This is a genomic window from Pseudovibrio sp. Ad5 (genome assembly GCF_001623095.1).
Classification (GTDB): Bacteria; Pseudomonadota; Alphaproteobacteria; order Rhizobiales; family Stappiaceae; genus Pseudovibrio.
The window spans coordinates 1-800 of the sequence record NZ_LMCH01000056.1 but is presented as its reverse complement, the minus strand read 5'-3'; the positions used below and the strand labels follow the sequence as shown (position 1 = coordinate 800).

Genomic DNA, 800 nt, shown 5'->3' with positions numbered 1-800 from the left:
CTGAGGATGAAAAGGTCTGGCATGGATCAGGCGGACACCAAGATGAGCCAACCAGATCCGCAATGGTGTCCAACGCTGATCGGTAAGAGCAGTCCCCCATGGAGAACCGTTGTCAACCAGAAAGGCTCTCGGCAAGCCGTAGAGCTTAAAGCTCTCTTCTAAAGCCGTTTTAACTGTATTGGTGCGTTGGTCTGGGCAAGCCTTAAGGCAGGTCGCAAACCGGGAGTGGTCGTCGACAACCGTGAGAGGATGGCAACGAGTGTTATCTTCCAGCCTGATCCAACCTTTAAAATCCATTTGCCAGAGTTGATTAGGAAGAGGAGCTTCAAATCGCTGCCAATCCGAGGACGCTGGGATTGATTTCGGTTCAATACGGTCATGGCGCTGTAGAATGGCGTGCACCGTGGAGCTTGCTGGAACTGTAATGCCTTGATGCTGCAGATAAGCGCGGATCTTTCGAGCGCCCCAAGCCGGGTAAGTATCACGCACTGATAAAATCCTCTGCTCCACCTCCTGTGGTGAACGTCCAGGAGATGTTCTGGGCCGGTGGGAGAGATCATTCAAGTCTTCTCCCGCACGCCACCGCCTCAGCCATTTATAGCCTGTTTGTGGGCTGATACCGAACCGGCGACACAAGGCACGCCGATTAGCATTGTCCTGATCTGCAAGTCGGACAAACTCTTCTCGAAGTTTCATTGTTGAACACTCTTTCCAAGGCATCCCGGTCCCTCCCTGAATGCCATGTTAATGTGTCAACCATCTCTCCGAACACCTGTCACCTATGTCTCCGGTATGTACAC

At 52.5% G+C, this 800-nt stretch carries 1 protein-coding gene; it reads right to left on the bottom strand.

Annotated features, from left to right (window positions below; all coding sequences use genetic code 11):
- Positions 1-720: DDE-type integrase/transposase/recombinase (locus PsAD5_RS14660; protein WP_153041396.1), on the bottom strand; the 720-nt coding region annotated here is incomplete at its 3' end.
- Positions 721-800 lie beyond the last annotated feature (80 nt).